Raw genomic sequence first — 13221 nt, forward strand, 5'->3', positions numbered from 1 at the left:
GTCGGCCGGGGCCCGGCCGACGGTCACCCCACAGGCCGTGCGCACCCTGCTGGAGATCACCCGCACAACGCCCCCGGCCGGTTCCGGACAACCTGCGCTCGCCCGTCCCGCGGGCGGCGGTGGAGACCTTCCTGCGGGTCTACTCGCGACCCCGGCTGTCCTGGGAGGACCTGGCGACCCTGCGCTCGCGGACCCGGCTCCCGATCGTCCTCAAGGGAGTCCTGCACCCCGACGACGCCCGCCGCGCCGCCGACGCGGGCGTGGACGGCGTCGTCGTCTCCAACCACGGCGGTCGCCAGGTCGACCACTCCGTGGCCTCGCTCGACGCGCTGCCCGGTGTGGTCGACGCGGTCGGGGACGCGCTCCCGGTGCTGCTCGACTCCGGGGTGCGCACCGGGGCCGACGTGGCCACCGCCGTGCGGCTCGGTGCCCGCGCCGTGCTGCTCGGTCGCCCGTTCGTGCACGGCCTCGCCCTCGACGGGGCCCGCGGTGTCGCGCAGGTGCTGCAGGACGTCGTCGCGGAGCTCGACCTGGTCTGCGGGCTGGCCGGCGCCACGAGCCCCGCCGGGATCGACCTGCGCGGGCGCCCCTGACGGGTCGCCCGCCGCGCCCGTGGGCACCCTCCGTGGCACGGTCGGACCATGACCCGTGTCAGCACCCGTACCCGGCAGGACGCCGCCCGCCTCGCGCTCGGCGCGATGCTGGTCCTCGCCGGGGCCTCCCACCTCACCGTCGCCCGCCGCGAGTTCCGGGCCCAGGTCCCGCCGTGGATCCCGATGGACACCGACGACGTCGTGCTGCTCTCCGGCGCGGCCGAGATCGCGCTGGGTGCCGCGCTGGCCGGCCTGCCGAAGGAGCGGCGCCGGGTCGGCGGCCTGGCCGCGGCGTTCTTCACCGCGATCTTCCCCGGAACATCTCGCAGTACCGCAACCGGGTCGACGGTTTCGGGCTCGACACCGACACGAAGCGCGCGGCGCGGCTGGCCGGACAGCCGCTGCTGGTCGCGTGGGCGCTCTACGCGGGCGGGCTGGTCCCGCGCCGGTGAGCCGGTGCCCGGCGGGGACCGGGCGTCGGCCATGATCACCCGGTGGACGCGATGGTGCGGATCGGGCTCGTCGAGCTCGCGCTCGGTGCGGTGCTGGGCTGGGCGGTCGTGGTGTCGGTGACCCGTCCCGACGCCTGGCGGCGGATCGGGATCGTGGAACCGCGCCGGCTGTTGCAGGCCCACCTGGACTTCGTGCTGATGGGGCTGATCCTGGTCGCGGTCGGGCTGGCCGCCCCGGACCTGCCCGGCTGGCTCGTCGCCGTGCTGGTGTTCGGCACCTGGGTCAACCCGGCGCTGTTCCTGCCGATGGCCTGGGGGCCGGGCGTCGTGCGCCACCCGGTCTTCGGGTCGTCAGCGGACTGTCGTTCGTCGCGACCAGCGGCGGGCTGGTGCTGGCCGCGGTCCTCGGCTGACGTCCCGCGGGCCGACGGGAACGGGGCGACGGGACGGACGGTGCGACGCGCCGGTACCCGATCGCACGTCGCCTGTAGCACGGCGGGGTCCGGTGCGGCTAAGAGGTCGCGCGGATTGGTTGGTGATCATGGACGTCGTGCAGGTCGGGCGTTCCAGCGGTGTGTGGTCCAGGCCTGCCGAATCAAGCTACGGAGTGTGACGATCGTGTCGGCGAGGTCGAAGAACGCGTCGACGACGATTTCTCGTCGTTCGTAGCAGCGCTGCAGCCGGTTGAAGCTGTTGTGCCAAGCGTTGGTCCGCTCGACGTGCCAGCGGCGGGTGGCCTGGATCGGCGCTTTCTCACCCTTGTGCGCGATCTCGCCGTGCAGGCCTCGTTCGGCCAGCGTGTCGCGGGTCTTGCCGGAGTCATAGCCGGCGTCGAGGTGCACGGTGATGTCGTCGGGCAGCGGGCCGAGAGCATCGAGGCGGTCGAGGGTGGGGCCAGTAGCGGGGAGTCGTGCCGGTTGGCTCCGGCCAGGACTCGGCCCAGCGGGATGCCGTATCCCTCGACGAGCACCGAACGTTTCATACCCTGTTTGCGCCGGTCCACCGGCGACGGACCGGCGACCTCGCCGCCGCCGGGGGCCTTGGTGATGGCGCCATCGACGGCGATGTCGTGCAGCAGCAGACCGACGATGCGGTCGTAGGCGTCCAGGACGATCCGACGCAGCTGGGCGAAGACCCCGAGCCTGATCCACTCGTCACGACGATCGCGGATGGTGGTCGCCGAGCAGGTGCTGTCAGCGATGCCCTCATACGAGCAGCCGAACCGCAGTACCTGCAGGAGCTTGTCGAACACGATCCGATCCGCGATCCGGCGGCGATGGCAGCCCAGCGGATGGGTGGGATCGAACTCGTCTCGATGAGGCAGCAGCGCGGTGAACTGGTCCCACAACGGCTCGGTCAGCCATGATGGCAGGGTGGGCACGCGGCCTCCAGACGATCACGAAGCGTAGATAACTTCATGATCGGCAGGCCCGTACCCGCCCTCGCCCCCAGACACTCGACCGCGGCCAAGCTGTGACCAATCCGCGCGACCTCTAATGTCCACCCCGTAGGAACCGGCAAGACGCGAGGAGACATCCGGATGCCACAGGGAACCGTCAAGTGGTTCAACGCGGAGAAGGGGTACGGGTTCATCACGCCGGACGGAGGCGGGCAGGACCTGTTCGTCCACTTCAGCGCGATCCAGTCCTCCGGATACCGCAGCCTCGACGAGGGGCAGACCGTGACCTTCGAGGTCACCCAGGGTCAGAAGGGTCCGCAGGCGGACCAGGTCGTCCCCACCTGACCGCCTGATCCGACGCCGACGCCCGGGGTGCTCACGCGAAGCACCCCGGGCGTCGTCGTGTCCGGGTCAGGACGCCAGACGGGTCTCCAGGCCCGCGACGACGAGCTCGACGCGGCTGAGGGTCCAGCTGCGGGGAGGGTCGTCGATCCGGTCCCGGACCACCGCGCGGACCGCGGCGTCGAACGGCTCGGCCGAGTCCAGCAGCTGCTCGCGCCGCCGCGCGTCCCCGGTGCCGGGGGAGTGCGCCGTCAGCCACGGCTGCATTCCCATGTGGATGGCGGTCGAGGCGCCCAGCACCGCGTCCTCCGCGGTGAACCCGGCCTCCAGCAGCCGGTCGGCGAGCCTGCGGAAGGCCGACAGCAGGGCCTCGGGGGACTCCGGCAGCCGCACCATGGCGGGGGCGAGGCCGGGGTGCTCGGCCATCACGTCGAACGTCGCTGCGGCGAAGGCGAGCATCTGCTCCTGCCAACGGCCCTCGTCGGTCGCGGGGAACACGTCGTCGGTGACCACGTCGTCGACCAGGGCGGCGACGAGCGCCTCCAGGCTGGGGAAGTGGCGGTAGAACGTGGAGTACTTCACCCCGACCCGCGCGGTCACCGCGCCGACCGTCAGGTCGGAGAAGCCGAGCTCGCGCGCTGCGGCCAGGAGTGTCGCGCGGTCGGTCAGGGGCGGGCGGCCGGTGCGCCGTGCCGGTCTGCTCTCGGTCTCGGTCACGCTCGCATGCTACTGCCCGTGCCCACGTCCGGGACAGGGTAGTCGCGATCGGCCTGACGACTACCTGTGACCTGGCCCATCTCCGGTTCGGAACCGGGTCGTAGCGGTAGCCGCCCGGGCGTGCGGTGGTCTCGCAAAGCAGTCCGGACGTGACCCAGCGTCACGGCGGGACGGGCGCCCCGGCGACGATCCGGCCGAGCGTGGACAGGCTCGGTGATCCGGGGTCCCAGTAGCCGCCGTGGGCGGAGGCGAACGCCGTCTCGTCGTTCGGGGTGGCCGGGTCGTCCGGCCGCGGCAGCGGCGACCCCGGCGCCGAGGCGAACACCCGGGCGCCGAACCCCGGTGCCGCCGGGTCGGGGCCGTGCAGGAGCCCGGTCGGGGAGAGCCCCCGCGACGTGGCGAACACCTCGACCCCGGGCACCCGGCCGATCGGGTCGTGCCCGGCGGTCGTGGCCCACACGTGCCCGGGCGCGGTGCCGAGGTCCGAGGCGTGGGCCGCGCCGGTCCCGGGGCTGCCGACGAACACGACGTCGTCGGCGGCGAGGCCGGCGCCCCGGGCGGCGTTCCCGGCCACCACCGAGCCGTAGGAGTGCCCGACGACGGTCAGGTGCACCGGCCCGTCGTGTCCGGTCCGCAGACCGTCCTGGAAGTCCCGCAGGTCCCCGGCGGCGGCGCGGGCGGCACCGGGGTCGGCCGCGGCGAGCAGGTCCGGGGGCGCGTCGTAGCCGGTCCACAGCACCGCGGCCACCGACCCGCCGGGCGCGACCGCCCGTGCGGCGGCCCGGGTCGCCTCGACCCGGGCCAGGTCGCCGGGCACCGTGTCCCAGCCCGCGGTGGTCCCGGGGACGTGGGTGAGGACGTGCGTGGCGCGTTCCGGGTCGCCGACGGCGAGCACGATCCGGCCGCCCGTGGTGCCGCGCTCGAGGCGGAGCAGGCTCGCGCCGCCGGCGTCCAGGCGGCGGCGGGTCGCCTCCAGCCCGGCCGCCGTGCGTCCGGCGCGGTCCGCGCCGACCGTGTCCCCGGCCCGTTCCAGCAGCGCCACCCGGGCCCGCAGCCGGGACAGCTCGTCCTCGAGCAGGATCCGGTTCGCCCGGTCCCGGTCGGGGACCGGTACACCGTCGCGCCCGCCGACGAGCGCGGGACGGGTGCGCAGCAACCGTTCCCGCTCGGCCGCCGCCAGCCCGGTCCACCAGGCGCGCACGGTGCCGGGGCCCGCACCGGCGGGCGGTTCCGCTGCGGGGGTGACCGGGAGGGGAGCGGGGCCGGGCGCCGGGCGGAGCGCGTCCAGCGCGGCGGCCGTGGCGCGGTCGGACCGGGGCGCCGCCCCGACGGCGTCGGCGACCGCACCGGACAGGCGGACCAGGTCCGCGGCGAAGCGCGCGACCGTCGCGGGCAGCCGCCACATGCCGAGCGGGAGCGCACCGGCACCGGCCGAGAGCGTGCCGCGCTCGAGGTCGACCGAGAACTGCGGGTGCACCGCCAGCGCGGCGACGACCAGGCGCCGCTGGGCGTCGAGCACCTCGCCGGCGTGGGCGCCCAGGACGTGTGCGGCCCGGGTGGCGGTCCCCGCGTCGTCGCGCAGCCGGCGTACCTGCTCGGCGCGGGACCGGGCGGCCGCGTCGGCGTCGGCTCCGGCCCAGGCGCCCGGCGCCGAGCGCTCCAGCTCCGTCGCCCGGTCGGACAGCGCCCGGGACAACCCGTCCCAGGTGCCGGCGCGGCGCAGCCACGCGCCGGGGTCGGCCGCCACGACGTCGCCCAGCGCGGGCCCGGCGCTCACGACGTGCGCCCGGCGAACGCCGACGCGGTGTCGTCGTCGGCCGCACGCCAGGCGGCCGCCGCCGCACGCAGGGCCGACGCGTGGGACGCGGTCCGCCCCGCCTGCTCCCGGACCGCCCGCACCATGGAGTCCTCCCAGGCCGTCGCCGCCGATCCGGTCGCGAAGCCCGGTACCGGTGCGGCGCCGCCGAGCAGCGCCGCGTCGGCGGCGAGTCCGTCGGCGGTCCGGTCCAGGGCCGCGGCGGCGGCGTCGAGCGCGTCGGGATCGGAGCGCACCGGTCCGCCGGGGGACGGGTGCGGCGCGGTCGGGCACCGCCCGGTCCACGGCGTCCCGGGTCGGTCTCGGTCGTGCACCGCGGCACCTCCGTCGTCGGTGGCGGACCCACCGGGCCCGCGTCGGGAGGAGTGTGCGTGCCGCGCGGCCGCGGCACGGGCGATCGGAGGAATCCGACGCGGGCGCTCTCGATCATGAGAGGTCGTCGTGAGACCATCTGCGCCGGTCGGGAGCAGCGGGCCGGGCCCGCGGCGCCCGGCCGGGGAGAGGAGCGTCGTGGTCGGCGTCCAGCGGGTGATGACGGTGTCCACCCCTGTCCCGACGGTGCTCGGCTACCTCGCCGACCACGGGCACAGCGAGGTCTGGGACCCCACGGTGCGCGCCAGCACCCGGTCCGACGGGGGCGGCCCCGTCGCGGTCGGTGCCGCCTGGCGCACGGTGTCGGTGTGGAGCGGGCGGGAGAGCGAGCTCGACCACACGCTGTGCGAGCTCACGGCGCACCGGGTCGTGTTCGTCGGGGAGAACGCGACGGTCACCGCGACCGAGGAGATCGTCGTCGAACCCACCGAGACCGGTGGGAGCGTCGTGAGCTTCCACGCCCACGTCCGGCTCAAGGGGCTGCTGAAGCTGGCGGCGCCGTTCCTGCGGCGCGAGTTCGAGCGCCACGGCGACGAGCTGGAACGCACCCTGCCGCCGGTACTGGAACGTCTGCAGGGCCCCGCCCCCGCACCACCCCGGTAGACGCCGCTCAGCGCTCGCGCCAGAACCCCATCCGACGGCTGATCTCCCGCCCGGCGGCGACGACCTCGGGCGTGATCCGTTCGATCCGGTCGGCCGGGAGGCGGTAGGCGGGGCCGGACACCGACAGGGCCGCGACGACGGCCCCGCCGTGGTCGAGCACCGGTGCGGCGACGGCGTTGAGCCCGGTCTCCAGCTCCTCGAGCGACCACGCGTAGCCGCGGTCGCGGACCCGGTGCAGCTCGTCGACGAGCGTGTCGCGACCCTGCTCCGGCACCGTGTCCGGCATGGTCGTCGGGTCGTCGAGGACGACCGAGGCGAGCAGCACCTTGCCGCTGGAGGTGTTGTGCATCGGGGTGATCCGGCCGAGCCAGTTGAACGTGGTGACCATCGACGGGCCGCGGGCCTGGTCCACGTTCACCGCCCATCCGCGGTCCGGGATGGCGATGTTGACGGTCTCGCCGAGCCGCTCCGCGAGCGTCTCGCAGACCGGGTGGCCCTGGGTGGTGACCTCCAGCCGCTCGGCGACCCGTCCGGCCAGCGGGATCAGGCCGAACCCGAGGCGGTACTTGCCGCGCTCGGCGATCTGCTCGACGAGCCCGCGCTCCTCCAGGGCGCCGAGCAGCCGGAAGGCGGTGGACTTGTGCACCTCGAGCGACGCCGCGAGCTCGCTGACCCCCGCCTCGCTCCGGTCGGCCAGCAACGTCAGCAGGGTGATGGCCCGGTCGACCGACTGCACCCCGGGCTCCCGTCCACGCACCGTGTTGCCCATGGCGCAACTCTAACCGGGCATCCGGGGCGTCGCCACGCGGGGACCGGAATGCGGGACCGTGTCCTGGCGCACCGGACGCCGGTCCGGTTTGCACAGCGACCTGTTCCCGGTGAAAGCTCGCGCCGTGCCGAGCCTGTACATCGACGGAAGCTGGACCACCGGGTCCGCCGGGACCGTCCCGGTGATCAACCCCTACGACGCCTCGACGGTCACCGAGGTCGACCAGGCCGGGCCCGACGACGTCGACCGCGCGGTCGACGCCGCCCGCCGGGCCTTCGACGACGGGCCGTGGCGGCGGACGACGACCGGGGAGCGCGGCGCGCTGCTCGGTCGGATCGCCGACCTGCTGGTGCGGGACCGGGAGCGGATCGCCCGGCTGGAGACCCTCGACACCGGCAAGACGATCGCCGAGGGCCGTCAGGACGTCGACGACGTCACCGCCGTCTTCCGCTACTACGCCGGGCTCGCCGACAAGGACGCCGGCCGGATCGTCGACACCGGCAACCCCGCCGTGGTGTCGCGGATCGTGCACGAGCCGGTCGGCGTCTGCGCCCTGATCACGCCGTGGAACTACCCGCTGCTGCAGCTGTCCTGGAAGGTCGCCCCGGCGATCGCCGCGGGCAACACGATGGTGATCAAGCCCAGCGAGGTCACCCCGCTCACCTCGATCGTGCTGGTCGAGCTGTGCGAGGAGGTCGGGATCCCGGCCGGGGTGGTGAACATCGTGCTGGGCGACGGTCCCTCGGTCGGCGCCCCGCTCACCGAGCACACCGACGTCGACATGGTCAGCTTCACCGGCGGCCTGTCCACCGGCCAGAAGATCATCAGGGCCTCGGCCGAGACGGTGAAGCGCACCGCCGTGGAGCTGGGCGGGAAGAACCCGAACATCGTGTTCGCCGACACCGACTTCGAGCTCGCCGTCGACTACGTGATACTCGCGGTGTTCCTGCACTCGGGGCAGGTCTGCTCCGCGGGCGCCCGGCTGATCATCGAGGACTCGGTCGCCGACGCCGTCGTCGACGAGGTGGTGCGCCGCGCGCAGCGGATCCGGCTCGGCGACGGCCTCGCCGACGGCGTCGAGGTCGGCCCGCTGGTCTCCGCCGCGCACCTGGCCAAGATCGAGGACTTCGTCGCGGCCGCCCGCGCCGAGGGCGCCACCATCCGGTGCGGCGGTGCCCGCCCGGACGACCCGGACCTGGCGCAGGGCTACTTCTACCTGCCGACGGTGATCACCGACCTGGCCCCGGGGTCGCGGCTGATCCGCGAGGAGACCTTCGGTCCGCTGCTGACCGTGGAGCGGTTCCGCACCGAGGACGAGGCGGTCCGGCTCGGCAACGACACCGAGTACGGCCTGGCCGGTGCGGTGTTCACCGCCGACATGGGCCGCGCCCACCGGGTGGCGTCCGCGCTGCGTCACGGCACCGTCTGGATCAACGACTTCCACCCGTACTTCCCGGGCGCGGAGTGGGGCGGCATGGGCCGGTCCGGCAACGGCCGCGAGCTCGGACCGACCGGCCTTGCCGAGTACCAGGAGATCAAGCACGTGTGGACCAACACCGCTCCGCAGCCCCAGGGATGGTTCTCGGGCCGTTGAGGCCGCCATGATGACGCGACGCAACGGCCCAGGAGGTCCACGATGACCGTTCCCGAACCGACCCGGCGGGACCCCTCCCGCGACGCGGACGGAGACGGGGGAGGGCTCGCCGAGTTCGGCTACAGCCAGACCCTCGACCGCAGCATCGGCAAGTTCGCCAGCTTCGCGGCCGGGATCAGCTACATCTCGATCCTGACCGGCACGTTCCAGCTGTTCTACTTCGGCTTCGGCACCGGCGGCGCGGCCTACTGGTGGTCCTGGCCGATGGTGTTCGCCGGCCAGTTCATGGTCGCGCTGTCCTTCGCCGAGCTGGCCGGGCGCTACCCGGTCGCCGGATCGGTCTACAACTGGTCCAAGCAGCTCGCCGGGCCGACCGTGTCCTGGCTGGCCGGCTGGATGATGTTCACCGCCTCGGTGGTGTCGCTGGCGGCGGTCGCGCTGGCCGCGCAGCTCACGTTCCCGCAGATCTGGTCGGGCTTCCAGCTCGTCGGCGACGCCTCCGACGCGGGAGACGCCGCCGTCAACGGCGTGCTGCTCGGTGCGATCCTGATCGTGCTCACCACGGTGATCAACGCCGTCGGTGTGAAGCTGATGGCGCGGATCAACTCCACCGGTGTGTTCATCGAGCTGATCGCCGCCGTCGTCATCGTCGTGGCCTTGCTGCTCAGCATCCGTAACCCCGTCTCGGTGCTGTTCGAGACCCCGGCCCCGGCCGCGGGTGGCGGCGGGTACTTCGGCACGTTCCTCGTCGCGGCGCTCGCCTCGGCCTACGTGATGTACGGCTTCGACACCGCCAGCTCGCTCGGCGAGGAGACGGTCGACCCGCGCCGGACGGCCCCGGCGGCGATCCTGCGCGCGGTGGTCGCCTCGTTCGTGCTCGGCGGGCTGATCCTGCTCGGCATCATCCTGGCCGCGCCCGACCTGGCCGACCCGCGCCTGGGCAGCAAGGACGGCGGGGGGCAGCTGGTGCTGCTGGAGGTCGCCGGCGGCACGATCGGCCGGGTCTTCCTGATCACGATCAGCATCGCGGTGATCGTCTGCCTGCTCGCGGTGCACACCGCCGCGATCCGGCTGATGTTCGCGATGGCCCGCGACAACGCACTGCCCGCCGGTTCGGTGCTCGCCCGGATCGACCCGAAGCACAAGACGCCGGTGGTGCCGGCGATCGTCGTCGGTGTCGTCGCGATCCTGATCCTGGTCGCGAACATCGGTGTGCCCGAGGTGTTCACCGCGGTCACCAGCGTGGCGATCATCATGATCTACATCGCGTACCTGCTGGTCACGGTGCCGATGCTGGTCCGGCGGCTGCGCGGGCAGTGGCCGGACGAGGGGCAGGAGGGGTACTTCTCCCTGGGGCGCCTCGGCCTGCCGGTGAACGTGCTGGCGGTGCTGTGGGGCGCGGCGATGGCGATCAACCTGGCCTGGCCGCGTGAGGAGGTCTACGGCACCGGGTGGCTGCGGTTCGTCGCGTTCCTGTTCATCGGCGTCGTCGCGCTGGCCGGGCTGGCGTGGTTCCGGTTGCGCGGCAGGCACGGGCTGGGCTGCCTGCCCGAGCACCGGGCGAAGGAGATCGAGCAGGGCATGGGGGAGACGGCATGACCGACCGGTTCGACTACGTCGTGGTGGGGGGCGGCTCGGCGGGCTGCGCGCTCGCCGCGCGGCTGTCCGAGGACCCCGCGGCGCGGGTGCTGCTGCTGGAGGCCGGGCCGTCCGACGTCGGCGACCCGAACATCCTGCGGCTCACCGACTGGATGGCGCTGCTCGACTCCGGCTACGACTGGGACTACCCGGTGGAGCCGCAGGAGCGCGGCAACTCCCACATGCGCCACGCCAGGGCCAAGGTGCTCGGCGGCTGCGGCTCGCACAACTCCTGCATCGCCTTCTGGACCCCGCGCGAGGACCTCGACGAGTGGGCCGCGTCCGGCCTCACCGGCTGGTCCGCGGACGAGTGCTGGCCGCTGATCCGCCGCCTGGAGACCAACGACGGCGACTGGGACGGCCACGGCCGCTCCGGTCCGGTCAACCTCATGCAGATCCCGGCGACCGACCCGTGCGGCGACGCCGTGCTGGCCGCCGCCGCACAGGTCGGCATGCCGACGGTGCGGTTCAACGAGGGCCACACCGTCACCGACGGCGCCGGGTACTTCCAGATCAACTCCTTCCCCGACGGCACCCGCGCGTCGGCGTCGGTGTCCTACCTGCACCCGATCCTGGACTCGCGCCCGAACCTGGAGGTGCGCACCGACTGCTGGGCCTCCCGGGTGCTGTTCGACGGCACCCGCGCCACCGGCGTGGAGTACCAGCGGGGCATCGGCCCGGGCCGCGAGACCGTGCAGGCCGGGCGTGAGGTCATCCTCTCCGCGGGCGCCATCGACACCCCGAAGCTGCTGATGCTCTCGGGCATCGGCCCGGGCGAGCACCTGCGCGAGTTCGGCATCGAGGTCCGCTCGGACCTGCCCGGTGTCGGGTCGAACCTCGACGACCACGTGGAGGGCCTGGTCTTCTGGGACGCGGCGAAGCCGATGGTCACCGAGTCCTCGCAGTGGTGGGAGATCGGGCTGTTCCACCGCACCGACCCGGCCCTGGACCGGCCGGACCTGATGATGCACTACGGCTCGGTGCCGTTCGACATGAACACGCTGCGCTGGGGCTACCCGACCACCGACAACGGGTTCTGCCTCACCCCGAACGTCACCCGCGGCCGCTCGCGGGGCACCGTGCGGCTGCGCACCCGCGACTTCCGCGACCGGGCCCGGGTCGACCCGCGCTACTTCACCGACCCCGAGGGCCACGACATGCGGGTGATGACCGAGGGCGTCCGGCTGGCCCGCCGCATCGCCGAGCAGCCGCAGCTGAAGGAGTGGATCGCCGCCGAACTGGCCCCGGGGCCGGAGGCCGTCACCGACGACGAGCTCGCCGACTACATCAGCAAGACCCACAACACCGTCTACCACCCGGCGTGCACGGCGAGGATGGGGACCGACGACGACCCGGGCGCCGTCCTGGACCCGGCGCTGCGGGTCCGCGGGGTGCAGGGGCTGCGGGTCGCCGACGCCTCCGCGATGCCGTTCCTGCCGGCGATCAACCCGAACATCACCACCATGATGATCGGGGAGAAGTGCTCGGACCTGGTGCGGGCGGCGCACGCCTGAGCGGGTGCCTCACCCCTGCGCGACGACCTCGACGTCGGCGTGCAGCGGGGTGTCGGTGACCGAGAACCCCAGGTGCAGCGTCCAGGTCCCGGGCTCGGTGGCCCAGGTGGCGCCGGCGCGGTGCCGGAACGCACGGCGGGAGACCGGGACGGTGACCGTCGTCGTGCCGGGGGCGGCGTCGACGACGGCCCAGCCGGCCAGCCACCGGGCCGGGCGCTCGACCTCGCCGCCGGACCGTGCGAGGTAGGCCTGGACGACCTGGCGCCCGGCCCGGGTGCCGGTGTTGGTGAGCGTGACCGTCACCGCGACGCCGTCGGCCGACCAGGGACCGGCGGTGGCGGCGTCGAGGGTCCAGCTCGTGTAGCCGAGACCGTGCCCGAACGGGTACGCCGGCGTCTCGCCGTGCCGCAGCCAGTTGCGGTACCCGAGGTGGATGCCCTCGTCGTAGCGCAGTACCCCGTCGGTCGGGGCACCGGTGAGCACCGAGCGCTCCCGTCCGGTCGCGGGCCAGGTGGTGGGCAGCCGTCCGCCCGGCTCGGCCACACCGAGCAGCACGTCGGCGACGGCCTCGCCGAAGCGCTCACCGCCGAACCAGCCGAGCAGGACCGCGGCCACCTCCTCGCGCCACGGCAGCAGGACCGGCGCGCCGGCGTTCACCACGACCACGGTGCGCCGGTTCGCCGCGGCGACCGCCCTGACCAGGGCGTCCTGGTGCCCGGGCAGCGCGAGGGTGGTCCGGTCGAACCCCTCGCTCTCGATCCGGTCGTTCGTCCCGACCACGACGACCGCGACGTCGCACTCCGCGGCGAGCGCGGCCGCGGCGGCGACCTCGGCGTCCGGGTCGGCGACGACGGTCTCGGTCCCCACGGTGACCGCGCACAGTGCCATCCCCGCCTCCCGGCCGGACGGACGGAACCGCAGCACCACCTCGACCGGCCCGTCCACGGTGACCCCGGCGGTCACCGACGGGGCCTCGAAGATCGCCGCGCCGGGGCCCTCGTCGCCGGTCAGGACGCCCTCGGTGTCGAGCACGGTGGTGCCGTCCACGTCGAGCGTGACGTGTCCGACGGCGGCCGCGCCGAGCCGGTGCGTCCCGGCGGGTGCGTCCCAGCGCAGGGAGATCTCGACGTGGTCGGCGCCCTCGGGGATCTCCGGGCCCATCCAGATCAGCGCGGCCCCGAGGCGGTCCTCGGCGCGCAGCGCGGCGCCGTCGGCGTCCCGGAACACCGCGCGCAGCCCGGGCCTCCGGTGACCGGGTTGGTGATGCGGTCCGGCGCGAACGGCTGCACACCCTCGGCGACCTGCGCGCCCAGCCGGTACCGGACGCGGTCCGGGCCCAGCGCCCCGCGCAGACCCTCCAGCGGGGAGACGACGGGGGCGGCCGGCCGCACGGTCGCGCTGCCACCACCCTG

The 13221-nt window shown here is 74.1% G+C and carries 13 protein-coding genes and 1 pseudogene; 7 read left to right on the top strand and 7 right to left on the bottom strand.

What is annotated here, in order from left to right; genetic code table 11:
* Positions 1-119 precede the first annotated feature (119 nt).
* On the top strand, positions 120-593 hold the full coding sequence (locus KPF47_RS36300) for an alpha-hydroxy-acid oxidizing protein (RefSeq protein WP_374108945.1): 474 nt from the start codon (positions 120-122) through the stop codon (positions 591-593).
* A 48-nt stretch (positions 594-641) separates the two neighbouring features.
* On the top strand, positions 642-1166 hold the full coding sequence (locus KPF47_RS36305; RefSeq protein WP_224392928.1) for a hypothetical protein: 525 nt from the start codon (positions 642-644) through the stop codon (positions 1164-1166).
* Positions 1167-1584: 418 nt separating this feature from the next.
* On the opposite strand, the pseudogene KPF47_RS36310 reads toward KPF47_RS36305, so the two are convergent.
* Positions 1585-2426, bottom strand: a pseudogene (locus KPF47_RS36310) (IS5 family transposase).
* 159 nt (positions 2427-2585) lie between these two features.
* On the opposite strand from KPF47_RS36310, the gene KPF47_RS36315 reads away from it, so the two are divergent.
* A complete protein-coding gene (locus KPF47_RS36315; RefSeq protein WP_020624259.1) occupies positions 2586-2789 on the top strand; it encodes a cold-shock protein in 204 nt (67 codons plus the stop codon).
* A gap of 66 nt (positions 2790-2855) precedes the next feature.
* Here the strand turns inward: KPF47_RS36315 and KPF47_RS36320 are convergent, their stop codons facing one another.
* From KPF47_RS36320 to KPF47_RS36330, 3 genes are all read right to left on the bottom strand, one after another.
* On the bottom strand, positions 2856-3503 hold the full coding sequence (locus KPF47_RS36320; RefSeq protein ID WP_224386344.1) for a TetR/AcrR family transcriptional regulator: 648 nt from the start codon (positions 3501-3503) through the stop codon (positions 2856-2858).
* A gap of 160 nt (positions 3504-3663) precedes the next feature.
* Complete coding sequence (locus KPF47_RS36325) at positions 3664-5280, bottom strand: alpha/beta hydrolase (RefSeq protein WP_224386345.1); 1617 nt, start codon at positions 5278-5280, stop codon at positions 3664-3666.
* A complete protein-coding gene (locus KPF47_RS36330; protein ID WP_224386346.1) occupies positions 5277-5633 on the bottom strand; it encodes a hypothetical protein in 357 nt (118 codons plus the stop codon). Before KPF47_RS36330 ends, KPF47_RS36325 begins: the two co-directional genes overlap by 4 nt.
* A gap of 196 nt (positions 5634-5829) precedes the next feature.
* Here KPF47_RS36330 and KPF47_RS36335 point away from each other — a divergent pair, with 196 nt between their 5' ends.
* On the top strand, positions 5830-6294 hold the full coding sequence (locus KPF47_RS36335) for an SRPBCC family protein (RefSeq protein ID WP_224386347.1): 465 nt from the start codon (positions 5830-5832) through the stop codon (positions 6292-6294).
* Between the two features lie 7 nt (positions 6295-6301).
* Here the strand turns inward: KPF47_RS36335 and KPF47_RS36340 are convergent, their stop codons facing one another.
* Positions 6302-7030, bottom strand: a complete 729-nt coding sequence (locus KPF47_RS36340; RefSeq protein WP_308015284.1) for an IclR family transcriptional regulator — start codon at positions 7028-7030, stop codon at positions 6302-6304.
* 157 nt (positions 7031-7187) lie between these two features.
* On the opposite strand from KPF47_RS36340, the gene KPF47_RS36345 reads away from it, so the two are divergent.
* From KPF47_RS36345 to KPF47_RS36355, 3 genes are read left to right on the top strand one after another with little or no spacing between them, the layout of a single operon-like run.
* Positions 7188-8657: an aldehyde dehydrogenase family protein gene (locus KPF47_RS36345; RefSeq protein WP_224386349.1), complete on the top strand. Its 1470-nt coding sequence runs from the start codon at positions 7188-7190 to the stop codon at positions 8655-8657.
* Between the two features lie 42 nt (positions 8658-8699).
* Positions 8700-10256, top strand: a complete 1557-nt coding sequence (locus tag KPF47_RS36350) for an APC family permease (RefSeq protein ID WP_224386350.1) — start codon at positions 8700-8702, stop codon at positions 10254-10256.
* Positions 10253-11809, top strand: coding sequence for a GMC family oxidoreductase (locus KPF47_RS36355; protein WP_224386351.1), 1557 nt, complete (start codon positions 10253-10255; stop codon positions 11807-11809). The genes KPF47_RS36350 and KPF47_RS36355 overlap by 4 nt, the downstream gene beginning before the upstream one ends.
* 9 nt (positions 11810-11818) lie before the next feature.
* Here KPF47_RS36355 and KPF47_RS36360 read toward each other — a convergent pair whose 3' ends face one another.
* Positions 11819-13036 (bottom strand): glycoside hydrolase family 3 C-terminal domain-containing protein, encoded by a 1218-nt coding sequence (locus KPF47_RS36360; RefSeq protein WP_224392929.1) that lies wholly within the window; start codon positions 13034-13036, stop codon positions 11819-11821.
* Positions 12976-13221, bottom strand: a 246-nt coding sequence (locus tag KPF47_RS36365; protein ID WP_224392930.1) for a hypothetical protein, incomplete at its 5' end; no start/stop codon positions are given. The genes KPF47_RS36365 and KPF47_RS36360, both read right to left, overlap by 61 nt.

The organism is Pseudonocardia sp. ICBG1293, from assembly GCF_020131355.1.
In the GTDB taxonomy this organism is placed as follows: domain Bacteria; phylum Actinomycetota; class Actinomycetes; order Mycobacteriales; family Pseudonocardiaceae; genus Pseudonocardia.